The sequence below is a fragment of the Micromonospora palomenae genome, assembly GCF_007829925.1.
Classification (GTDB): domain Bacteria; phylum Actinomycetota; class Actinomycetes; order Mycobacteriales; family Micromonosporaceae; genus Micromonospora; species Micromonospora purpureochromogenes.
The window spans coordinates 1,094,391-1,115,001 of the sequence record NZ_VIXA01000001.1 but is presented as its reverse complement, the minus strand read 5'-3'; the positions used below and the strand labels follow the sequence as shown (position 1 = coordinate 1,115,001).

The window sequence follows — 20,611 nt, the reverse complement described above, 5'->3', positions numbered from 1 at the left end:
GCGCGCTGACGGGCCGGCCAGCGCCGGCGCCTCGGCGGCCCCGGGCTGGGGCCTCCCCTGATGCCGTCCCGGACGTGGTGGTCGTGGGCCGGCGAGTTGCCACTATATCGGGCTCACGTATCAGCCCTCGGGGGCTGCGCTCCCGTCGTTTCCGGCTGTTCGGTGTGTGGTGCGTCACCACGCGTAAGGCATCCTAGGACACTAGTGGAGCGCCGCTGTCTCCGTGCTCGGGTGAAGCGGGGTCAGGCGGTGCGTGCGGTGGTGGTGGTGTCGGGCTGCGTCGCCGCACCGGCCTCCACGGCCTGCGCGAAGGCCAGCAACGACAGCAGCAGGTCGTTCTGCGCCCGCGCCGGCATCCGGTCGAGGATCGCCTGCACGGCCTGGTGGCGCCGCTCCTTCAGCTCGCGCAGCAGGGTCTGGGCCGCGGCGGTGGGAACCAGCCGGACCTCCCGCCGGTCGCGCGGGTCGGCCACCCGGCGCAGCAGCCCGGTGGCCTCCAGCCGGTCGCAGAGCCGGCTGGCCGAGGAGGGTACGACGTCGAGCAGCTCCGCCAGCCGGTTCACGTTGGTGTCCGGCCGCGCGCTGATCAGGGCGAGCACCCGCAGCTGCGTCGGCGGGACGGTGACGTGGTGCCGCGAGGTGGCGGAGTCGAGCACACCGATCAGCGCCTCGGCGGCAGCATCGATCGCCGCGGCGAGATTCGGAGGTCGCTCCACCCGGTGCCCCCTGCGATTGTTCCGCTCGTACCCGGCTGCCGGCCTGCTACCGCTCGCCCTGACCGCTGACACCGACCCAGTCCAGACAGACGACGACGGCGTCGTCGCGCAGGTCCGCTTCGGCGTGATAGGCGAACAGTTCGCGCATCACGGTACCAACCGCCTCGGTCGCCGGCTGCAACCGCGTGGACCGCATCGACCGCGCCATCGCCCGCTCCCCGTACGCCTCCTGGCCGCCCGGCTGCGCGTCGTAGACGCCGTCGCTGACCACGAAGAGCCGGTCCCCCGGCTCCAGGTCGAACTCCTGCACGTCGTAGCGCGTCTCGGCGAACATGCCCAGCGGCAGCTGGCGGTCCAGTTCGATCGGCGTCACCGTGGCGCCGCGGACCCGCAGCAGGTGTGGCGAACCGGCGTCCACCGCGCGTACCCGACCGGTGACGGTGTCGACGGCGAGCAGCAAGGTGGCCACGTGCCGCCGGCCGCGGTGCTGGTAGTGGATGGTGTCCGAGGCCAGCTCGGCCTGCTCCACCAGCCCGCCGCCGGAGCGCCGGGCGTTGCGCATCGCGTTGACGGTCAACGTGGTCAGCAGGGCGGCGGACATGCCCGTGCCGGTCCCGTTGAGCACGGTGACGGTGAGCCGGTCCCCGTCGACGGACCAGTCGAAGTGGTCCCCGCCCACGCCGTACGCCGGCTCCAACTGGCCGGCCAGCAGGAACGCGTGGTGCCGCACGCTGCGTCCGGGCAGCAGGTCCCACTGCATCTCGGCGGCCATGCTGAGCCGTTCCCGGCGGCGGGCCCGACGGTACCGGTCGGTCTCCCGGTCGGCGGCGCGTAGCGCGGTGGCCAGCTCGTCGGCGACCTCGCCGATCGACGCCACCGTCTGCGCGTCCGCCGGCCCGGTCAGCTCGACCAGCAGCACCCCGAGCCGCTCCCCCCAGGCCGTCAGCGGCACCCAGACGCGGCAGTGCCCGTCGTCCCGGGCGTCCAGCACCGGCTGCTGGCTGCTGAAGCAGCGCTGCGCGACCCCCTGACAGGCCAGGAAGCCGGCGTCCGGCAGGTCGGGGTCGAGCACCGGCCAGAGCCCGGTGATCCGGTAGTCGGCCAGGAACACGTCGGTGCGTGCGGCGGCGAGGCGCGACCGGACGACCCGGTCCGCGGCCTCCACCAGCTGGTCCGGCGGGGCTGCGCGCAGCGCACGGGACACCGCTGCGGGCACGTCCGGCATGTTCGTCCTCCAGATATTCTTGCTGTAGGGCAAGCATCATACGGACGCGCGGCCGGACGCCGCACCGGCCGGGTCAGTCGGTGGGCTTGCCGGCCAGCCCGCCGTGGAACGCGTCCGGGACCGCGGCCGGCTCGCCCCGGGGCCGCCAGCGGGCGACCGGCACGACGCCCTCGGCCGTCGGCACCCATCGCCCGAGCAGCGGGGCGAACGACGCCGGGGTCCGCATCCGGAACTGCGGCCCCATCATCGCCAGCGCCTGCGGATACCCGGCCAGCTCCTCGCTGTCGAAGTCGAACGCCAGGAAGCTGCCCGGGGCCACCGCGTCGTAGAGCTCGTCGAGGGTCCGGGCCAGCGTCTCGTCGTCCAGGAACGCGGCCAGGCCGAGGAAGACCACGCCGACCGGTCTCCTCCCCCAGCCGGGCACGAAGCGGTGCAGCTGGGCCGGGTCGACGGTGCCGATGTCGGTGGCGTCGCCGTAGCCGTAGCCGGCGCGGTCGCTGCCGGCCAGGATGCGCTGCCCGAGCCGGATGGTGACCGGGTCGACGTCGGTGTAGAGGACGGTGGCGGCGGTGGCCACCTCGTGCACGTTGCCCTGGGTGGGCAGGCCGGCCCCGAAGACGAGGAAGCCGTCGACGCCGGCCTCGGCGACCGCCCCGACCGCCCGGCCGAGGAAGTCCCGCAGGTCCCGGAAGATCGCCGCGCACGGCCCGTACGCCTCCTCGAAGGCACGGGCCGCCGCCGCGTCCACCGGGAAGTGGTGCTCACCGCCCAACCAGAAGTCGATCATGCGCGCGGTGCTCGGCTGCTCCGGCTCAACCATCGACGGCGCTCCCTTCCGACGGGTGGGCGACAGCGTAGCGAGGCGACCGCCCTCGCGGTATCGCCCCGGCGACAGTCCCCGGGCCGCGATACTGGCCGCGGGCAGGAGGTGCGCGGCGGTGAACTCGGCGAACGGCGCGGCGGTGGTGGTGGGCGTGGACGGCTCGGAGCCGGCGCTGCGCGCCGTCCGGCTCGCCGCGGCGGAGGCGGCCCGCCGGCACCGGCCGCTGCGGGTGGTGCACGGGTTCATCTGGCCGCTGCTGCGGGTGCCCGTGGACCCGCTCGCCGGCGCCCCGCCCGGCGCCGGCCTGCGCCACCAGGCGGAGGAACTCGTCGCGCGGGCGGTCGCCGAGGCGGAGGCGGCCGTACCGGGGATCCGGGTGACCGGCGAGATCATCGACGGCGAGGCGTCGGCGGTGCTGCTCGGCGAGACACCCACCGCCGCACTGGTCGTACTCGGTGACCGCGGGCTGGGCGGCTTCGGGGCGCTGATCATCGGCTCGGTGGCGGTGCAGGTCGCCACGTACGCGCAGTGCCCGGTGCTGGTGGCGCGCGGCGAGGAACACGGCGGCGGCCCGGTGGTGGTCGGGGTGGACGGCTCCCCGGCGGCCCGGGAGGCCGTGGAGTTCGCCGCCGAGCAGGCCGACATCCGGGGCGCCGCGCTGCACGCGGTGCACGCCTACCGCCACCCGGCCTCCGGCGGCCCCGGCGACATGCAGCCGCTGGTCTACGACGAGTCCCAACTGCGCGCCGAGGAGAACCGGGTGCTCGTCGAGGCCCTCGCCGGCATCGGCGAGCGGTACCCCGACCTGCCGATCACCCGCGAGGTGGTGCGGGACCGGGCGGTCGCCGCGCTCACCGCCGCGTCCCGCCGGGCGCTGCTGGTGGTGGTCGGCGGTCGGGGGCGCGGCGAGCTGGCCGGGCTGCTGCTCGGCTCGGTGAGCCACGGGGTGCTGCACCACAGCGCCTGCCCGGTGGCCGTGGTGCGTACCCCGGACTGAGCGGTTGACCCGCCGGCAGACGGGTAGACGGCGCGGGTACGGCACGCGGTGACAGCGACCGAGGAGGCGGCGATGCCAGGACCACGGCCGGGAAGCAACGCGTACGACAAGGAACGCGCGCGCCTGCGCGACCTGATCGAGCAGTCGGGGCGGGCGGCGGACCAGGAGGCCAACCAGGTCGCCAACCGGATTCTGCAGGAGGATCGCGGCCAACGGGGCGTGGTCCGGGGGGAACGGACGTTCGGCCCGAAGGGTGAGCGCGAACCCGGCGATCCGAAGTGAGGACGTCGGGTGTGGTCGACGGGGCGATCGCCGGTGCGGTCGGCAGCGCCGCGTTGAACGTGGTCAGCTACCTGGACGTGGCGGTCCGGGCCCGACCGACGAGCAGCACCCCGGAGGAGACGGTCGGACGGCTCGCCGGTCTCGCGCACGTGGACCTGGGCCCCGAGGACCGGGCGGCAAACCGCCGCTCGGGCCTCGGGGCCGTCCTCGGCTACGCCGTGGGTATCGGGGCCGGCGCCGTGTTGGGGGCGCTCGCCGGGACCCGCCGGATGCCGCTGGCGGTGGGGACCGCGCTGCTCGGCGGCGCGACGATGGCCACCACGGACGCCTCGCTGGCCGTCCTGCGGATCAGCGACCCGCGCACCTGGCGCCGGTCCGACTGGATGGCCGACCTCGTGCCGCATCTGGCGTACGGAATGGCGGCCGCAGCCACCTTGAACCGGCTACGGCCGCCCTCCGCGCGGTGCGGTTAGCCCCGGTCGTCGCTCTCGTCGTCGGCGATCGGCTCACCGGCCGGGCCGTACGGCGAGACCTGCCCCTTCGGCACCGTCCGCCCCACGTCCGCGTTGGACGTGCCCTTGTTCAGCGGATGCCCGCCCGCGTGCGTGGCGGTCTTCCGGCTGTCCTGACTGGTGGAGCCCTTGGCGTTGCGGCGGAACTCCATCTGCTGCGGGTTCACCACGGGTCTCTCCTTCCGACGGGGTGCACGACCAGCAGGCCGCGCACCCCGCGGCTTACCCGCCGCCGTGGCGCACATTCGACCGGCGGCGGCCCGGCTGATCCGCCACAGGGTGGGTACTGCACGGTGATGGGGGACGACCGACGGGTGGCCCGGGCCCTGCTGGACCGACAGGGACGCACCTACGCCGAGGAGGCCGGCATCCGGCTGACCGACCGGCCGGGGCCGCTGTACCAACTGCTGGTGCTGGCCACCCTGTTGAGCACCCGGATCCGGGCGGGGGTGGCGCTCGCCGCCGCGCGGGAACTCTTCGCCGCCGGCTGGCGCACCCCGCAGGCGATGGAGGCGGCGAGCTGGCAGGAGCGGGTAGACGCGCTGGGGCGCGGGCACTACCGCCGCTACGACGAGCGGACCGCCACGATGCTCGGCACCGGCGCCCGGCTCTGCCTGGACCGCTGGCACGGCGACCTGCGCCGGCTGCACCGGGAGGCCGACGGCCAGCCGACCGCGCTGCGCCGGCTGCTCACCGAGTTCCCCGGCATCGGTCCGACCGGCGCGGACATCTTCCTGCGGGAGGCGCAGGAGGTCTGGCCGGACGTGCGCCCGTACGCCGACCGGCGGACCCTGACCGGGGCGAAGCGGCTCGGGCTGCCGGCGAACCCGCGCGGACTGGCCGGCCTGGTCGGCGAGGCGGACTTCGGCCGGCTCGCCTCGGCGCTGGTCCGGGTGGCCCTGGGCGAGGAGTCCGCGAGCGAGGTCAACCGGACGGCGGCGGCCCGGTGAGCGTCACTTGACCGGCTTGTCCCCCGGCTTGGTCAGGTTCCACACCAGCAGCGCGGCGGCCAGGGCGAGCAGCACCACCCCGCCGGAGATCCCGCCGCCCTCATCGGCGCTGCGCCCGGTGGCGCCGAAGTAGATCACCGCCAGTCCGGCGAGCACCGCCAGGAACGTCCGCATTCCTCGGTCCTTCACGTTCCGCACGGTACGGCGCGTTCCACCCCGGTACGGCGGTTTTCGCGACCGGTAACCCGTCCGGGTCACTCGGCCCGGCCGCCGGACGCCGGGCCGCGCAGCCGGACCCGCCGTACCGCCCGGTCGGCCACCTCGACCACCTCGACGGTGAGCCCGGGCAGCCGCACCGACTCCCCCGGCCCGTCTGGCAGCCGGCCCAGTCCGGCCAGGACCAGCCCGGCGACGGTGGTGTAGTCGCGCGGCAGCGGAAAGGCCAGCCGCACCCCCACGTCGGCCAGGTCGTGCAGCGGGAAGTCACCGGGGAGCACCAGTGCCCCGTCCGGCTCCCGCAGCACCCCGGAGACGTCCCGGTCGGTCTCGTCGTACAGCTCGCCGACGACCTCCTCCAGCAGGTCCTCCATGGTGATCAGGCCGTCGATGCCGCCGTACTCGTCGACCACCAGGGCGAGCTGTTCGTGGCGTTGCCGCAGCTGGCGCATGGCGTCGGCGACCGGCAGCGTGCCGGGCAGCAGCAGCGGCCGGCGGGCCCGCTGGCCGGCCGTGTCGCCGTGGCCGTCGACCAGGTCGCGGATGTGCACCATGCCCCGGACGTCGTCCAGCCCGCCCGGCCCCACGACCGGGGCGCGGGAGCGCCCGGTGGCGGCCATCCGGCGCATCGCCTCGGCCGCCGACAGCGAGGCGGGCAGCACCGTCACGTCCCGTCGGGGGACCAGGATCTCCCGCAGGGTACGGCCGGCGATGTCGAACGCCCCGGACAGGATCTCCCGCTGCTGCGCCGACAGCCCCCGTTGGCTGACCAGCATCTCCCGCAGCTCCTCCTCGGTCACCTCCTGCCGCTGTGCCCGCGGGTCCCCGCCGGCGAGCCGGACCAGCAGGTCGGTGGCGCGGCTGAGCAGCCAGATCGCCGGCCGGGACAGCCGGGCCAGCACGTCCAGCGGGGGTGCGCTCAGCAACGCCCACCGCTCCGCCCACTGCATCGCCAGCCGTTTCGGGGCCAGCTCTCCGACGACCAGGGTGACGAAGGTCAGCACCACGGTCACCAGCACCACGGCCACCGGCCGGGCCGCGCCGCCGAGGAAACCGAGCGGGCCGATCAGCGGCTGCGCCAGCGAGACGGCGGCGGCCGCCGAGGCGAGGAACCCGGCGAGGGTGATGCCGAGCTGGATGGTGGCCAGGTAGCGGTTCGGTTCCCGGGCCAGCCGGGCCAGCCGCGCTCCGGCCCGACCGGAGCGGCCCAGCTGGCGCAGCTGCGCCTCGCGCAGCGTCACCAGCGCCATCTCGCTGCCGGACAGGGCGGCGTTGATCAGCACCAGCACGGCGACCAGCGCGAGCTGCCCGAGCATGCCACCCCCTCCCAACCTGGCCCCTACTCAACCGCAGTGGCGTCGCCGGGGAGGCCGGGTCAGTCGTTTTCCAGGTCGTCGAGGGAGATGGCGTGGGTCATCAGCCAGCGGGCCAGCGCCGACATGCCGAACAGCCACAGCGGGGCCGACTCGGTGGTGCCGTTGGTGGCGAAGATCGCGAACCGCAGGTCCGGGGCCCGGTACGCCTCGATCCGCCAGCGGTGGTTCTTGTCCCGCCAGACCGCCGATGGGTCCATGGCGTCACGGTAGGCGACGCGGCGCCCGTCCCGGTGCGGCTTCGGGCCAGCCCGTGGCACCACCGCTGCCCCGCCGGGCCTGGTGGAGGTCAGGACGGGCGGCCGACCACCTCGCGGGCGTCGTCGGGCAGCCGGCGGGTGGCGCCGCGCCGGTCCAGCAGCTCGAGCAGCGGTACGGCGACCCGGCGGGTGGTGTCCAGCGCCTGCCGGGCGGCGCTGAGCGTGAACGGCTGCGGCAGCCCGGCCAGCACCCGGACCGCGTCGTCGAGCGCGCCGGGCAGCAGCACCACGTTCTCGGCCAGCCGCAGCAGCGCCCCGGCACGCACGGCAGCGCCGATCTCCCGGGGGCCCAGGCCGAGGGTGGCGAGGCGGTCCGCCTCGGGGGCGCGGAACGGGTGGTCGGCGTACTCGGCACGGACCCGCTGCACGGCCCGGGCCACCGGTGCGGGCAGCGCGTCGACCCCGGCGGCGGTGACCCGGCCGGCGCGCAGCGCCAGCGGCGGGCGGACCAGGGCCTCGACCAGCGCGCGGTCGGGCAGGTCGAGACGCCGGCGCAGCACCTCCACCGGGACGCCCGGGTCGAGCGGATGCTCGCGCGCGTACCGGGTGGTCTCCTCGGCCAGCCGGGTGGCCAGCCGCCGCCAGTGCTCGGGGTCGGCGAGCCAGTCGCCGGCGACCGGGGCGACGGTGGCCGGCACCCCCATCCGGGTCAGCTCCCCGGCGCGGACCAGCGCCCGGCGGCGCAGCTCCCCGGCGAGGTCGGGCCGCCCGTCGAGGTCGGCGAGGACGGCCGCCCGGGCCGCGGCGGCGCCGCGCCGGCGCAGCGGCGGTGGCGCCACGTCCAGCACCGTCACCCCGCCGCTGACGTGGTGCCGTCCGGGGTCGCGCAGCAGCGCCCGGTCGCCGACGAGCAGCGGCAGCGGCCGGGCCAGCCGCAGCCGGACGGTGTCGTGCCCGAGCGGGCGGACCCGGGCCGGCACGGCCGCCGAGCCCACGTGCACGGTGAGGGTGGCGGGCAGGTCGGCGGCCGGGTCGCCGACCAGCCGGACGTCGAGCAGGTCGGTGAGCCGGAAACGGCCGGGGGTGAGCAGCGCGTCGCCCCGGCCCAGCCGGTCCTTCGGCACGCCCCGCAGGTTGACCGCGACCCGGGCCACCGCGTCCACCCGGTCGTGGGCGGCGCCGAGGGAGTGCAGGCCGCGTACCCGGACCGGCTCGCCGGTGGCGGCCAGCTCCAGCTGGTCGCCGACCCGCAGCCGGCCGCCGCCGAGGGTGCCGGTCACCACGGTGCCGCTGCCCCGGATGGTGAAGGACCGGTCCACCCAGAGCCGCACCGGCACGTCCGGCGCGGGCGCCGGCAGGCGGGCGACCAGCCGGTCCAGGGCGGCGCGCAGCTCGGGCAGGCCCGCGCCGGTGACCGCGCTGACCGGTACCGCCTCCACCGCGCCGAGGCTGGTGGCGGCGAGCTCCGCCCGGGCCCGGGCCAGCGCCGGCGCCGGGTCGGCCAGGTCCGCGCGGGTCACCGCCAGCAGCCCGTACGACACCCCGAGCGCGTGCAGCGCGGCCAGGTGCTCGGCGGACTGCGGCATCCAGCCCTCGTCGGCGGCGACGATGACCAGCGCGGCCGGGACGGGCCCGACGCCGGCGAGCATGTTCGGCACGAAACGCTCGTGGCCGGGCACGTCGACGAAGGCGATGGTGCCGCCGGCGGGCAGCGTGGTCCAGGCGAAGCCGAGGTCGATGGTCATGCCCCGGCGGCGTTCCTCGGCCCACCGGTCGGGTTCCATCCCGGTCAATGCCCGGACCAGGGTCGACTTGCCGTGGTCGACGTGGCCGGCGGTGGCGACGACGTACATGTCAGCAGGCCGCCGGGACCCGCAGCACGGCGGCGCGCAGGGTGTCGTCGGCGGCCGGGGGGACGCAGCGCAGGTCCAGCAGGAGCCGGCCCCGCAGCACCCGGCCGAGCACCGGCGGCGCGCCGAGGCGCAGCGGCCCGGCGTACGCCTCGGGCAGGCTCAGCGCCCACGAGTCCAGCGTCACGCCGGGTGCGCCGCCACCGCCGACCACGGCGCTGCTCGGCACCACCTCGGCCTTGCAGCCGTCGGCGCCGAGCGCGTCGCGCAGCCGTTCGGCCCGCTCCCGCAGCCCGGCGGGGTCAGCGTGCAGGGCGGCCCGGGTGGGGGTGTCCGGGCCGTGCAGGGTGGCCGCCAGGGCGGCGAGGGTGAGCTTGTCGACCCGCAGCGCGCGGGCGAGGGGGTGCCGGCGCAGCCGCTCGACCAGCGCGGCGTCGCCGAGCAGCAACCCGGCCTGCGGCCCGCCGAGGAGCTTGTCGCCGCTGGCGGTGACCAGCGCCGCGCCGGCCCGCAGGGTGCTGGCGGCGTCCGGCTCGTCGGGCAGCAACGGGTCCGGCGCGAGCAGCCCGGAGCCGATGTCGGCCACCACCGGCACGCCGAGGGTGGCCAGCGCGCGGACCGGCACGGCCGAGGTGAAGCCGGTGACCAGGAAGTTCGACGGGTGCACCTTCAGCACGAAGCCGGTCGCCGGGCCGATCGCCGCCGCGTAGTCGGCCAGCGTGGTGCGGTTGGTGGTGCCGACCTCCCGCAGCCGGGCGCCGGTGCTCTCCAGCAGGTCCGGCAGGCGGAACCCGTCGCCGATCTCCACCAGTTCGCCCCGGCTCACCACGATCTCCGCGCCGGCGGCCAGGGCGGTGGCGGCGAGCACCAGCGCGGCGGCGCCGTTGTTCACCACGTGCACGGCCGCCGCGTCCGGCACCGCGGCGGCGAGCGCGTCCAGGGCGTCGCGTCCCCGCCGGGCGCGCCGTCCGGTGTGCAGGTCCAGCTCCACGTCCGTGTGCCCGGCGGCGGCGACGACCGCCTCGACGGCGGCGGCCGACAGTGGCGCCCGGCCGAGGTTGGTGTGCAGCACGACGCCGGTGGCGTTGAGCACCGCGCGGGGCGCCGGCGCGGGCAGCGCGGCGAGGACCTCGTCGGGTACCTGTTCGGGGGTGATGTCGCCGCGGCGGGCGCGCTCCTGGGCGCGACCCACGGCGGCCTTGACCCGGTCGCGGCCGAGGGTGGCGACCGCCGCGGCCAGGCGCGGGTCGGCGAGCAGGGTGTCGGTGCGCGGCACCCGCCGTCGTGGGTCGGCCGGCGCCTCGCCCATGCGCGTCATCTCTCCCCAGCGGTTTGGCGGAGACGGACGGGAATCGAACCCGCCTGACCCGGGTCCCGGGCCACACCGGTTTTGAAGACCGGGAGGGGCACCAGCCTCCTGAACGCCTCCGTTGAGGAGTCAACCACAGCCCTCGGCCCGTCGTGCGGCGAGCCTCAGCCTTCGCCGGCCTCCCGGCGGCGCACCCGCTCCCGCTGCGGCACGACCGTGTACTTCGGATCCCGCGCCGAGGCGACGCCGCCGTGGAAGATGCCGAACCGGGTGGCCACCGACGCGGCGAGCAGCGTCCCGCCGGAGAGCGCGGAGATCACCCGGCTGCGCCGGCCGACCAGCGCCCCAGCCACCCCGGCGGCGGTCAGCGCCCGCCCGGCGCGCAGCAACCGGCCCGCCCGGCCCGTGCGGTACGGCTCGCTGAGCAACCCGAGCCGGGTCTCCACCGAGTGCGAGCCGAGCAGTTCCAGCGCCGCGCCGGCCACGGCCATCCGCCGCGCCGGGCCGGCCTGCGCGCACGGCGCGGCGATCAGCCCCACGGCGGCGCCGCTGGCCAGTGCGCTGCCCGCGAAGATGGTCGGCAGTTCCGGGTACGCCTCGTGCCAGGACGGCACCGCCGTCCCGGCCAGCAGCACCCCGGTGTACGTGGCCAGGGCCGGCGCGGTGGCGGCGGCCGCCAGCCCGGCGGCCTGCCCGACCGGGGGCAGCACCTGGCGGGCCAGCCCGAGCACGCCCCGCTCGGGGAGCCAGGGCGCCGCCTCGGCGATCGCGGCCACGCCGGCGGCCGGCCCGAAGGCGCTCAGGATCCAGGTGCCCACCGACATCGGCGAGGTCGGCTTCGCGACCCGCAGCATGTGGTGGAAGCGGGACGGCCGCCCCAGGTCGTGGATCAGGAAGTACGCGCTGGCGGTGACCGCGCCCAGCGCGGTGATCCGGCCGGCGCGGCGCAACGCCGGGCGGCCGGTGAGCTGCCCGCCGGCGGCCAGCAGCGACGAGCCGGCGGCCAAGCCCCCGGTGAACAGGTACGCGGCGATGTCCCACCGCCACACCGGCACCTTGAGGATCGGCCGGCCGTAGTACGAGGTGAACTCGGCCTCCGGCACGCGCAGCTCCTCGCCGCCGCGCCCGGCCCGCCTGCGGCGAGCGCTGCGGGCGGTGTCCACCGGGGCCTGGTCAGGCCCTGCTGCCCGGCGGGCGTCCACGGCGGCCTGGTCCGGTGCGGGGGCGGGTCCGGACGTCATGGCGCCCGCACCGACCCGCCGCTGGTCGTCGCCCGGACCGCCGGGTTCCCCGGCGTTCGCCGCCAGCGGCTCGGAGCCGGCGGGCCCCACGCCGATCTTCGGCCCGTGGCCGCCCCGGTGGCCGGGACCGCCGAGGCGGCCGGGCCCCTGCGTCTCCAGCCGGTCGCGGAAGCGACGGAACAGCGAGCCGACGGGCGCGCGGTCCGGACTCACGACGAACCTCCGATGAACGCGGCGACGGCGGCCGCCGTCATGGCCAGCGCGGCCAGCCCGGCCCGCCTCCACATCTTCGGCAGGTCGCGGGTGGTCACCACCGGGTCCGGCGGCAGGCCGTACACCTCGGGCTCGTCGAGCAGCAGGAAGAACGCGCCGTCACCGCCGACGCCGTCGGTGGGGTCGTTGCCGTAGAGCCGCGCCTCCGGCACTCCCCGCTCGTGGAGTTGGGCCACCCGCCGCGCCGCCCGCTCCCGCAGCTCGTCCAGCGGTCCGAACTGGATCGACTCGGTGGGACAGGCCTGCGCGCAGGCGGGCGTCATGCCCGCGCCGAGGCGGTCGTAGCAGAGCGTGCACTTCCACGCCCGGCCGTCTCCCTTACGCTGGTCGATCACCCCGTACGGGCAGGCCGAGATGCAGTAGCCGCAGCCGTTGCAGATGTCCTCCTGGACCACCACCGTGCCGAACTCGGTGCGGAACAGCGAGCCGGTCGGGCAGACGTCCAGGCAGGCGGCGTGGGTGCAGTGCTTGCAGACGTCCGACATCATCAGCCAGCGGAAGTCGGTGCGCTCCTCGACGCCGGTGGACCGGCCGGGCGGCTGCGAACCGGGCATGCCGAGGAACTGGCCGACCGCACCTGTGCCGGTGCCGCGATCGGCGACGGTGGCCGGTGCCGCGGCGCCGTCGGCGGCCATCCGGGCGGCGGCGGAGGCCGAGCCCGGCGGCACGCCCGGGTCGGTGCCGGTCGGGTTGCCGGTGCCGGCGGCGACGGCCGCCGAGGACGCGCTGGCCGACCCGTCGGTCGGGGTGCCGGCGAACGGCGGGGTGCGGTGCCCGGCCGGGACGGGCTGCTCGATGAAGGCGACGTGCCGCCAGGAGTTGGCGGTCAGCGCGCCGGTGTTGTCGTACGACATGCCGAGCAGGTCGAACCCGGAGTCCGGTACTCCGTTCCACTCCTTGCAGGCCACCTCGCACGCCTTGCAGCCGATGCAGACGCTGGTGTCGGTGAAGAAACCCACCCGCGGGCCGGCGTCGACCCAGCCGGCGTCCGGGGCGGGGTCGAGGGGGCCGTAGAGGCTGTTGGCGTCAGGCATCGTCGACATCCTCCCCCTCGGCGGACGCCGGCGCCGGGGGGCGTACCCCGTCGGTCACGGTGGGCACCGACCGTCCCGGCACGATCCCGGCCCGCCGCTGGTAGTCGGCGACCAGGTCCCGCAGGGCCGGCCCGGTCGGCCGCCGCCCGGGCCGCACGTCGCAGGTGCCGACCTTGCTCTCCTGGATCAGTACGTTCGGGTCCAGGGTGATGCCGAACAGGTCGTTGGCCGAGTCGCCGGTCACCAGGCCCTCGAAGCCGAAGTGGTACGGCAGCCAGACCTGGTGGATCACCCGGCCGTCCACCCGCAGCGGGGTGAGCCGGTCGGTGACCAGCACCTTCGCCTCGATCACCGCCCGACCGCTGACCAGGTGCGCCCAGCCCAGGTGGGTCACCCCGACCTCGGCGGCCAGCTCCGGCGACACCTCGACGAACATCTCCGGCTGCAACTCGGCCAGCGGCCGCACCGTCCGGCTCATCCCGCCGGCCGTGTGGTGCTCGGTCAGCCGGCTCACCGTGAACACGTACGGGAAGACCTGGCTGTGCTCCTCGGGCGGACTCGGGTTCACCGAGTTCACCGGGTGGGCGTAGACCTTCCGGGTCGGGTTGGCCTGCTGGCCGTAGAGCGGGTTGCGCAGCGGCGACTCGGCCGGCTCGAAGTGCGTCGGCAGCGGACCGTCGAGCACCCCGCTCGGCGCGTACAGCCAGCCCTTGCCGTCGGGCTGCATGACGAACGGGTCGTCACCGGCGATCCCCGCCGGCCCGGACGCGCCCTCCGGCGGCCGGTACGTCGGCGGCTTGGTCTTCTCGAAGTCCGGCACGTCGTGGCCGGTCCACTCGCCCGCGTCCGGGTCCCACCAGACGTAGCGCTTGCGTTCGCTCCACGGGCGGCCCTGCGGATCGGCCGAGGCACGGTTGTACAGGGTGCGGCGGTTCGCCGGCCAGGCCCACCCCCACTCGGCGGCCACCCAGTCCTGCTCGTGCCGGGACTTCCGCCGGGCGGCCTGGTTGACCCCGTCGGCGTAGACGCCGGTGTAGATCCAGCAGCCGATGGCGGTGGACCCGTCGTCCCTGGCCTCGGCGAACGCGGACAGCGGGCGGCCGGTCGCCACGTCGTACCCGTTGATCTCGCGCAGCACCGCCTCGGCGCTGGGCTCGGCGTGCGGACCGTGCGTGGGATAGTCCCAGGTCAGGTCGAGCAGCGCCCGGTCCCGCGGCTGGTCCGAGTCGGCCAGCTTCTCCCGCAGCCGGCGGCCCAGGTGGTAGAAGAACCACAGCTCGGAGCGGGCGTCGCCCGGCGGGTCGAGCGCCTTCTCCCGCCACTGCAACAGTCGCTGCGTCTGGGTGAAGGTGCCCTCCTTCTCCACGTGCGAGGCGGCGGGCAGGAAGAACACCTCGGTGCGGCACTCCTGCGGCACGATCTCGCCGGTGGCGACCTCCGGGCCGTTCTTCCAGAAGGTCGCGCTTTCGATCATGAACAGGTCGCGGACGACCAGCCAGTCGAGGTTGGCCATGCCCAGGCGCTGGGCGCGGCCGTGCGCGGAGCCGACCGCCGGGTTCTGGCCGAGCAGGAAGTAGCCCTTGACCTTGCCGTCGATCATGTTCAGCACCTGCTGGTAGGTGCCGTGGTCGCCGGTCATCCGGGGCAGGTACCCGTAGCAGAAGTCGTTCTCCGGGGTCGCCGCGTCACCCCAGTACGCCTTGAGCAGGCTCGCCCCGAAGGCGCGCGCGTTGCCCCAGAAACCCTTCTGGCCGGGGTGCCGGATCCTGTCCACCCACTGGTCGAAGGTCGGGTGGGTGGCGTGGTGCGGCATCGGCAGGTAGCCGGGGAGCAGGTTGAACAGCGTCGGGATGTCGGTGGACCCCTGAATGCTGGCGTGCCCACGCAGCGCCAGGATCCCGCCGCCGGGCCGACCCATGTTGCCCAGCAGGAGCTGGATGATCGCGCCGGTGCGGATGTACTGCACGCCGACGCTGTGCTGGGTCCAGCCCACCGAGTAGATGAGCACCCCGGTGCGCTCCCGCCCGGAGTTCTCCGTCCAGGCGCGGGCCAGCTCCAGGAACTTCTCCTGCGGGATACCGCAGACCCGCTCCACCATCTCCGGCGTGTAGCGGGCGAAGTGCCGCTTGAGGATCTGGTAGACGCAGCGCGGGTGCTGCAACGTCTCGTCGCGCGGCACCTGACCGGCGACCTGCGCGCCGTGCGACTCGTGCCGCAGCCCGGCCGCGCTGTCCCGCTCCTTGGCGGTGTGCCCGCTGCCGGAGGAACTTTCGTGGCCCTCGTACTGCCAGCTGTCCTGCACGTAGCTGCTGGTCTCCGGATCGAACCCGGAGAAGAAGCCGTCACCGTCCTCGGCGTCGACGTACCGCTCGCTGACGATGGTGGCGGCGTTCGTGTACGCCAGCACGTACTCCCGGAAGTCGAGCTCGTTCTCCAGGATGTAGCGCACCACCCCGCCGAGCAGCGCGATGTCGGTGCCCGCGCGGATCGGCAGGTACGTGTCGGCCACGGCGCTGGTCCGGGTGAACCGGGGATCGACGTGGAACACCTTGGCGCCGCGTCGCTTGGCCTCCATCACCCACTGGAAGCCCACCGGGTGGGCCTCGGCCATGTTCGAGCCCTGGATGACGATGACGTCAGCGTTGGCGACGTCCTGCTGGAAGTCCGTCGCGCCACCGCGACCGAAGCTGGTCCCCAGACCGGGGACGGTGGCGGAGTGTCAAATCCGCGCCTGGTTCTCGATCTGGAGCGCCCCCATCGCCGTGAACAGCTTCTTGATGAGGTAGTTCTCCTCGTTGTCCAGCGTCGCCCCGCCCAGGCTGGAGATGCCCAGCGTCCGGTTGAGCGGCCGGCCCTCGCTGTCGACGTCCTCCCAGGTCTCCTCGCGGGCGGCGAGGATCCGGTCGGCGATCATGTCGAGCGCGGTGTCGAGCTCCAGGTCCTCCCACTCGGTGGCGTACGGCCGGCGGTAGCGGACCTTGGTCTGGCGCAGCGGGCTGGTCACCAGGCTCCTGCTGGCCGAACCCTTCGGGCAGAGCCGGCCGCGGGAGATCGGGCTGTCCGGGTCGCCCTCGATCTGGGTGACCCGACCGTCGGTGACGAACACCCGCTGCCCGCAGCCCACCGCGCAGTACGGGCAGACCGAGCGGGCCATGCTGTCCGCCGTCTCGGTGCGCGCGGTCAGCTCGGCGGAGCGGCCGGACTGCGCGGCGGCGCCCCGGCCCAGCGGGTCGGTGCCGGTGAGCTGCCGGTAGACCGGCCAGCCCTGGAGGAAGGTACGCACGCCCACGCTCGGCACCTCCTCCCCGACGCCGCGGAAGCTGACCTTCTGAACATAGGGCAGGACGGCAGGGTGCGCGAGCGATCCCCTCCGTGGGTACGAAACAGCGCCGCCCCCGGCCCTGGTGGGTCGGGGGCGGCGCTGGGGTGTCGGTATGCAGGTCGCCTCTCGGCGAGTGGCACATCGCGGCTCCAGCCGAACGGTATTCCGCGAAGGCAATTTAGGTGAGGCCCGGGGACACTGGACACACCGACACCTGACTCAACAGGCTACCCGGTCCGGGTCTTCCACCGGCTCTGGTGACGCGTGCCACTGCTTGCTGTTGCCTCGGTTCGTGGGTTGCGCTGGTCGGTGGGTGGGGGTGTGGCCCGCCGTGCCCGGCTCCGGGCGGTCAGGCTTGATCCCTGCGCCGGGCACGGCGGGCCACACCCCCGCCGCGGGCAACCTCCGCCCGGGCCTCGCCGCCCCCGAACCCGCACACCCCTCGACCACCCGCCGCCGCCTACCGCGCCGCGCTTCCCCGACCGATGCGTTCATCATGAGGTTGGCAGTGCTGAAGGAGATCAACTCCGCTGCCAACCTCATGGTCATCGCGGGTGGGTGTGGGTCTGGAAATGCCGCTGGCCGGCACCCCGGGTTCGGGGTGCCGGCCAGCGCGTCGTTCACGTGGTTCAGCTGTTCCAGTGCTTGGCGACCAGGTCGGCGGCCTGCTTCTCCCACTGGGCGTAGTGGTCCGGGTAGGCCGACACCTGCACGGTCTGCGCGGCCTCGGTCAGCGGCATGTCCTTCCAACCGTCGACCTGCTTCAGACCCTTCAGGAACGCCATCGTCGAGTACTCCGGGTCGGTGATCTGCTCAACCGTGCCCCAACCGCTGGACGGACGCTGCTGGAACAGGCCCTGCGAGTCGTGGTCGTTACGGGCACCCAGGTGACCCAGGTTCTCCAGCTTCGACTCCTGCAGGGCGGTGGCGATCGCGACCACGGCGGCCCGCTCGTCCATGCCCGACTTCTTCGTCGCCGCGATGATCGCCTTCACGTTGGCGGTCTGCTCGCTGTCCAGGGTGATGTGCGACTGCTTGCCCTGCACACCGTGCGGGATCAGCTTGCTCTTGTCCACACCCGGCTTGTCCGCCTGCACCACAGCAACCGGCTTGGCGTCGACCGGGTTGGCGTGGGCCTCGGTGACGGGGCCGGCGAAGACGCCACCGGCGAAAGCCAGACCAGCAATACCCAGAACGCTCTTACGCAGAATGGTGGTGTTCATCAGGATGGCTCCATTCGGGGGTCGGCGACGTGTCCAAGGGGGGTCGGACACGCGCAAGCACCACGACGGCGCTCAAAGAACTCAGGGGAACGTCTTCGTCCCGGCAGGCTTCGCGAGCGGGGGGCTCGGCGCCGGGTCCATGTGTAACGACCGGCGGCCCACCATCATTCCGGGGGCCCGCATCCCGGGCCGGCCACGCGTTCGGGCCAGGCCAGCGTGCTGCGGTCGTGCAGGTGATGTAACGACCCCGGGCCCGCCATCATTCCGGCGCCCCACACCCCGGGCGACCCAAGCGTTCGGGCCAGGCCAGCAGGGTGCTGCTGCGATCGTCCAGGTGATGTAACGACACCGGCCCGGCCACCATTCCACCGTCAGCGTGCCCCCGGTCACGGGACGCCCCACCACTTGCCGGCCCAGAGCCGGACATCCAGACACACCGAGCCGAGCCTGTAACCGGACATCCGGCACGCCGCGACCAGTCCGGTGCGCGACATCCGGGAACGCCGAGCCGGCCGGAACCGGACATCCCGACACGGCGAGCCACCGAACGGGCCAACCCCGCGCCTTGCCGCCCTCAATCCGCGGCCGCCCGCACTCACGGCACCGGCACCGGGCCAGCCCGCGAGGCGCACGGTTTGCGGCGTGTCGCGCGATCCCGCGCCCACGTTCCCCCGACACACCGCAAATCGCGGGGGCGGCGGCGTGGACCACGGGCAAAGCCGGGGCGACTCGCGTACCCGGCAGAGGTCACCGGGCGGCGCGGACCGTGCGGGACGGACGCGTCAGTAGGCGCGGGCACGGACCGTGCGGGACGAACGCGTCAGGCAGGTGCCGGCGGGGACCTTGGCCGCGCACTTGGGCGACCACCGACGGGGCGGCCAGCCCGAGGCGGTCGAGGCCGGCCTGCGTGGGCGGGTGTGATCGGTGCCGGAACGGGCGTGAGCGACCGGAGCGGGGGTGGTGGGATTCGGGGGCGCGAGGACGGGGGAAATGGGCGGAGGGCGGAATGCGGGCGGCCTGGTCGGCTGCGCGGGGCGGAGTCGGCGTTACCCTGACACCATGCAGGCCGTCGTCAGCACCGCGCCCCACCTGGCCCGCCCGGGCCGTCCCGCCGTGGTGGCGCGCACCCTGGCGGAGCTGGCCGGCCCCACCCGGGGCGTGGTGGAGCTGCCGGTGCGGTTGATGTGGAACGCCGACCGGACGTTCGACCTGGGTGACCCGGACCAGCTGCTCTGGATGTACGAGAACGTGCTGCGGGAGACCACCCGCGCCGAGGACCTGCGGCACCTGATCAACGGCCGGACGCTGCGGCGGGTGTGGCGGCGGCTGAACCTGCCCCGGGGTGTCCGGCAGGCGTGGGAGAGCCGGCACCGGGGTCTGCGTACCGCGTGAGCGGCCCCCACCTGCACGAGTTCTACCGGGAGGTTGCCCGGGTGGCGCTCACGGCGGCCGGGCCGCACCGGTTCGTGCTCGGCGGCGGAGTGGCCTGGGCCGCGCACGGGCTGGTCACCCGCCCCACCGAGGACGTCGACCTGTTCGCCGACGTGGAGGGCGCGGCGGCGGCCGCCGCCGCGGAGGTACGGGCGGCGCTGGAGCGCGCCGGGTTCGAGGTGGCCGACGCCGACCCGGACAATGACCTGGGCGGGCTGTTCGACGGCTTCGACCGGGACATGAAGGACTTCGTGGTCACCCGCGGCCCGAGGCGGATCCGGCTGAGCCTCGCCCGGCTCGACCGGTACCGCTCCCCCGTGGTGATGGACTTCGGCCCGGTGATGGACGTCCGCGACCTGGTGGCGAACAAGACCGCCGCGCTGGTCAACCGGCGCGAGGTCCGCGACTACATCGACGTGTCATCAGCCCTGGACCACTATCCGGTGGCCGAGCTGCTGGCGCTGGCCCGGCAGGTCGACCCGGCGCTGGACGACGACGACGTCCGGGAGGCGGGCCGCTACCTGGACCGGGTGCCGGACCAGCGGTTCACCCGCTACGGCCTGGACGCGGCGCGGATCGCCGAGGTCCGTCGCCGGCTGGCCGCCTGGCCCCGCTGACCGCGGCGACGGCCAGCGGGGCGCGCCGCGCTCACTTGGTGAAGCGGCCGCCGGTCACGCCGAGGATCTCGCCGGTGACGTAGCTGGACTCCTGCGAGGCGAAGAAGACGTACGCGGGGGCGAGCTCCGCCGGCTGGCCGGGTCGTCCCATCGGGGTGTCCGTGCCGAACTGCTTGACCTTCTCCTGCGGCATGGTGGCCGGGATGAGCGGCGTCCAGATCGGGCCGGGGGCCACCGCGTTGACCCGGATGCCCTTCTCGGCCAGCTGCGCGGCGAGCCCCTTGGTGAAGTTGGCGATTCCCGCCTTGGTGGTGGCGTAGTCGAGCAGCTGCGGTGACGGGTCGAAGGCCTGGATCGACGTGGTGTTGATGATCGTGGCGCCGTCGTCCATGTGCGGGATCGCCTCCTGGCACAGCCAGAACATGGCGTACAGGTTGGTCTTCAGGACCCGGTCGAACTGCGCGGTGCTGATGCCGGCGATGCCGTCGTCCTGGGACATCTGGTAGGCGGCGTTGTTCACCAGGATGTCGATGCCGCCCAGGTCGGCCAGGGTCCGCTTCACCAGCTCCCGGCAGTGGCCCTCGTCGGTGAGGTCGGTGCGCACCGCCATGCCCCGGCGGCCGGCCTCCTCGACCAGCCGCACCGTCTCCCGGGCGTCGGCGTCCTCCTCCTCGCTCAGGTAGGAGATGACCACGTCGGCACCCTCCCGGGCGAAGGCGATCGCCACCGCGCGGCCGATGCCGGAGTCACCGCCGGTGATCAGGGCCCGCTTGCCGGTCAGCCGGTCGCTGCCCCGGTACGACTCCTCGCCGTGGTCGGGCTTCGGGCCCATCTCGCCGGTCGCGCCGGGCGCGGACTGCTGCTGGGCGGGCTGGCCCTGCTGCTGGCCGTACTGCTCGGTGGGGTCCTGCTGGGTGTACTGGTCCTCGCTCACCGGTGCTCCTCGGGGTAGTTCGTCCGGCCTTCTGCTCGTCTGCCCTACCCGGCGGACCGGGCCGGAAACGAGAGCGACCGGCG

General features: G+C 74.7%; 19 protein-coding genes, 1 tRNA gene and 1 pseudogene. 6 read left to right on the top strand and 15 right to left on the bottom strand.

From position 1 onward, the window contains the following. Nucleotides 1–242: 242 nt before the first annotated feature. The 3 genes from FHX75_RS05010 to FHX75_RS05000 form a co-directional block, all read right to left on the bottom strand. A complete protein-coding gene (locus tag FHX75_RS05010) occupies nucleotides 243–716 on the bottom strand; it encodes a MarR family transcriptional regulator (protein ID WP_154936879.1) in 474 nt (157 codons plus the stop codon). Nucleotides 717–762: 46 nt separating this feature from the next. Continuing rightward, nucleotides 763–1,941: a PP2C family protein-serine/threonine phosphatase gene (locus FHX75_RS05005; protein WP_154936878.1), complete on the bottom strand. Its 1,179-nt coding sequence runs from the start codon at nucleotides 1,939–1,941 to the stop codon at nucleotides 763–765. Between the two features lie 73 nt (nucleotides 1,942–2,014). Beyond that, on the bottom strand, nucleotides 2,015–2,761 hold the full coding sequence (locus FHX75_RS05000) for an SAM-dependent methyltransferase (RefSeq protein WP_154936877.1): 747 nt from the start codon (nucleotides 2,759–2,761) through the stop codon (nucleotides 2,015–2,017). Between the two features lie 118 nt (nucleotides 2,762–2,879). Here FHX75_RS05000 and FHX75_RS04995 point away from each other — a divergent pair, with 118 nt between their 5' ends. The 3 genes from FHX75_RS04995 (at nucleotide 2,880) to FHX75_RS04985 (ending at nucleotide 4,516) form a co-directional block, all read left to right on the top strand. Then, complete coding sequence (locus FHX75_RS04995) at nucleotides 2,880–3,761, top strand: universal stress protein (protein WP_154936876.1); 882 nt, start codon at nucleotides 2,880–2,882, stop codon at nucleotides 3,759–3,761. A gap of 72 nt (nucleotides 3,762–3,833) precedes the next feature. Beyond that, the gene (locus FHX75_RS04990; protein WP_154936875.1) at nucleotides 3,834–4,043 is read left to right on the top strand and encodes a phosphatidylethanolamine-binding protein; all 210 of its coding nucleotides are present in this window, start codon (nucleotides 3,834–3,836) and stop codon (nucleotides 4,041–4,043) included. Continuing rightward, nucleotides 4,040–4,516 (top strand): hypothetical protein, encoded by a 477-nt coding sequence (locus FHX75_RS04985; RefSeq protein ID WP_154936874.1) that lies wholly within the window; start codon nucleotides 4,040–4,042, stop codon nucleotides 4,514–4,516. The genes FHX75_RS04990 and FHX75_RS04985 overlap by 4 nt, the downstream gene beginning before the upstream one ends. Here the strand turns inward: FHX75_RS04985 and FHX75_RS04980 are convergent. After that, nucleotides 4,513–4,725 (bottom strand): hypothetical protein, encoded by a 213-nt coding sequence (locus tag FHX75_RS04980; protein WP_154936873.1) that lies wholly within the window; start codon nucleotides 4,723–4,725, stop codon nucleotides 4,513–4,515. The genes FHX75_RS04985 and FHX75_RS04980 overlap by 4 nt on opposite strands. Nucleotides 4,726–4,851: 126 nt before the next feature. Here FHX75_RS04980 and FHX75_RS04975 point away from each other — a divergent pair, with 126 nt between their 5' ends. After that, complete coding sequence (locus FHX75_RS04975; protein ID WP_154936872.1) at nucleotides 4,852–5,505, top strand: hypothetical protein; 654 nt, start codon at nucleotides 4,852–4,854, stop codon at nucleotides 5,503–5,505. Nucleotides 5,506–5,508: 3 nt separating this feature from the next. Here FHX75_RS04975 and FHX75_RS04970 read toward each other — a convergent pair whose 3' ends face one another. The 10 genes and pseudogenes from FHX75_RS04970 to FHX75_RS04925 form a co-directional block, all read right to left on the bottom strand. Then, nucleotides 5,509–5,694: a hypothetical protein gene (locus FHX75_RS04970; protein WP_154936871.1), complete on the bottom strand. Its 186-nt coding sequence runs from the start codon at nucleotides 5,692–5,694 to the stop codon at nucleotides 5,509–5,511. 65 nt (nucleotides 5,695–5,759) lie between these two features. After that, entirely contained in the window at nucleotides 5,760–7,037 is a 1,278-nt protein-coding gene (locus FHX75_RS04965) for a hemolysin family protein (protein ID WP_154936870.1), read from the bottom strand. Nucleotides 7,038–7,096: 59 nt separating this feature from the next. After that, complete coding sequence (locus tag FHX75_RS04960) at nucleotides 7,097–7,294, bottom strand: hypothetical protein (RefSeq protein WP_088962125.1); 198 nt, start codon at nucleotides 7,292–7,294, stop codon at nucleotides 7,097–7,099. 89 nt (nucleotides 7,295–7,383) lie between these two features. After that, nucleotides 7,384–9,147, bottom strand: coding sequence for a selenocysteine-specific translation elongation factor (selB, locus tag FHX75_RS04955; protein WP_154936869.1), 1,764 nt, complete (start codon nucleotides 9,145–9,147; stop codon nucleotides 7,384–7,386). Between the two features lies 1 nt (nucleotide 9,148). After that, nucleotides 9,149–10,453 carry an L-seryl-tRNA(Sec) selenium transferase gene (gene selA / locus FHX75_RS04950; protein ID WP_154936868.1) on the bottom strand — a complete coding sequence of 435 codons (1,305 nt, stop codon included), beginning with the start codon at nucleotides 10,451–10,453 and terminating at the stop codon, nucleotides 9,149–9,151. Between the two features lie 24 nt (nucleotides 10,454–10,477). After that, nucleotides 10,478–10,573: transfer RNA gene (locus FHX75_RS30560), tRNA-Sec, on the bottom strand. Between the two features lie 44 nt (nucleotides 10,574–10,617). Beyond that, entirely contained in the window at nucleotides 10,618–11,907 is a 1,290-nt protein-coding gene (nrfD, locus tag FHX75_RS04945; RefSeq protein WP_246157657.1) for an NrfD/PsrC family molybdoenzyme membrane anchor subunit, read from the bottom strand. Then, nucleotides 11,904–13,001, bottom strand: a complete 1,098-nt coding sequence (locus tag FHX75_RS04940; protein ID WP_154936867.1) for a 4Fe-4S dicluster domain-containing protein — start codon at nucleotides 12,999–13,001, stop codon at nucleotides 11,904–11,906. The genes nrfD and FHX75_RS04940 overlap by 4 nt, the downstream gene beginning before the upstream one ends. A 52-nt stretch (nucleotides 13,002–13,053) precedes the next feature. Continuing rightward, nucleotides 13,054–16,290: pseudogene (gene fdh, locus FHX75_RS04935) on the bottom strand (formate dehydrogenase); the annotation flags it as partial. Nucleotides 16,291–16,952: 662 nt separating this feature from the next. After that, on the bottom strand, nucleotides 16,953–17,546 hold the full coding sequence (locus tag FHX75_RS04925; RefSeq protein WP_154936864.1) for a hypothetical protein: 594 nt from the start codon (nucleotides 17,544–17,546) through the stop codon (nucleotides 16,953–16,955). A gap of 1,059 nt (nucleotides 17,547–18,605) precedes the next feature. Here FHX75_RS04925 and FHX75_RS04920 point away from each other — a divergent pair. Next, nucleotides 18,606–18,938: a hypothetical protein gene (locus tag FHX75_RS04920; RefSeq protein WP_154936863.1), complete on the top strand. Its 333-nt coding sequence runs from the start codon at nucleotides 18,606–18,608 to the stop codon at nucleotides 18,936–18,938. Beyond that, entirely contained in the window at nucleotides 18,935–19,594 is a 660-nt protein-coding gene (locus tag FHX75_RS04915; RefSeq protein WP_246157655.1) for a nucleotidyl transferase AbiEii/AbiGii toxin family protein, read from the top strand. Before FHX75_RS04920 ends, FHX75_RS04915 begins: the two co-directional genes overlap by 4 nt. A gap of 31 nt (nucleotides 19,595–19,625) precedes the next feature. Here the strand turns inward: FHX75_RS04915 and FHX75_RS04910 are convergent, their stop codons facing one another. After that, entirely contained in the window at nucleotides 19,626–20,528 is a 903-nt protein-coding gene (locus tag FHX75_RS04910) for an SDR family oxidoreductase (RefSeq protein WP_154936861.1), read from the bottom strand. Nucleotides 20,529–20,611: the final 83 nt, after the last annotated feature.

Excerpts from the sequence above, each read along its gene's own strand:
- FHX75_RS05005 (WP_154936878.1), bottom strand. The coding sequence starts at position 1,941 with ATGCCGGACGTGCCCGCAGCGGTGTCCCGTGCGCTGCGCGCAGCCCCG.
- FHX75_RS04925 (WP_154936864.1), bottom strand. The coding sequence starts at position 17,546 with ATGAACACCACCATTCTGCGTAAGAGCGTTCTGGGTATTGCTGGTCTG.
- FHX75_RS04940 (WP_154936867.1), bottom strand. The coding sequence starts at position 13,001 with ATGCCTGACGCCAACAGCCTCTACGGCCCCCTCGACCCCGCCCCGGAC.
- FHX75_RS04920 (WP_154936863.1), top strand. The coding sequence starts at position 18,606 with ATGCAGGCCGTCGTCAGCACCGCGCCCCACCTGGCCCGCCCGGGCCGT.
- FHX75_RS04960 (WP_088962125.1), bottom strand. The coding sequence starts at position 7,294 with ATGGACCCATCGGCGGTCTGGCGGGACAAGAACCACCGCTGGCGGATC.
- FHX75_RS04975 (WP_154936872.1), top strand. The coding sequence starts at position 4,852 with ATGGGGGACGACCGACGGGTGGCCCGGGCCCTGCTGGACCGACAGGGA.
- FHX75_RS04990 (WP_154936875.1), top strand. The coding sequence starts at position 3,834 with ATGCCAGGACCACGGCCGGGAAGCAACGCGTACGACAAGGAACGCGCG.
- selB (WP_154936869.1), bottom strand. The coding sequence starts at position 9,147 with ATGTACGTCGTCGCCACCGCCGGCCACGTCGACCACGGCAAGTCGACC.
- FHX75_RS04965 (WP_154936870.1), bottom strand. The coding sequence starts at position 7,037 with ATGCTCGGGCAGCTCGCGCTGGTCGCCGTGCTGGTGCTGATCAACGCC.
- FHX75_RS05000 (WP_154936877.1), bottom strand. The coding sequence starts at position 2,761 with ATGGTTGAGCCGGAGCAGCCGAGCACCGCGCGCATGATCGACTTCTGG.
- selA (WP_154936868.1), bottom strand. The coding sequence starts at position 10,453 with ATGGGCGAGGCGCCGGCCGACCCACGACGGCGGGTGCCGCGCACCGAC.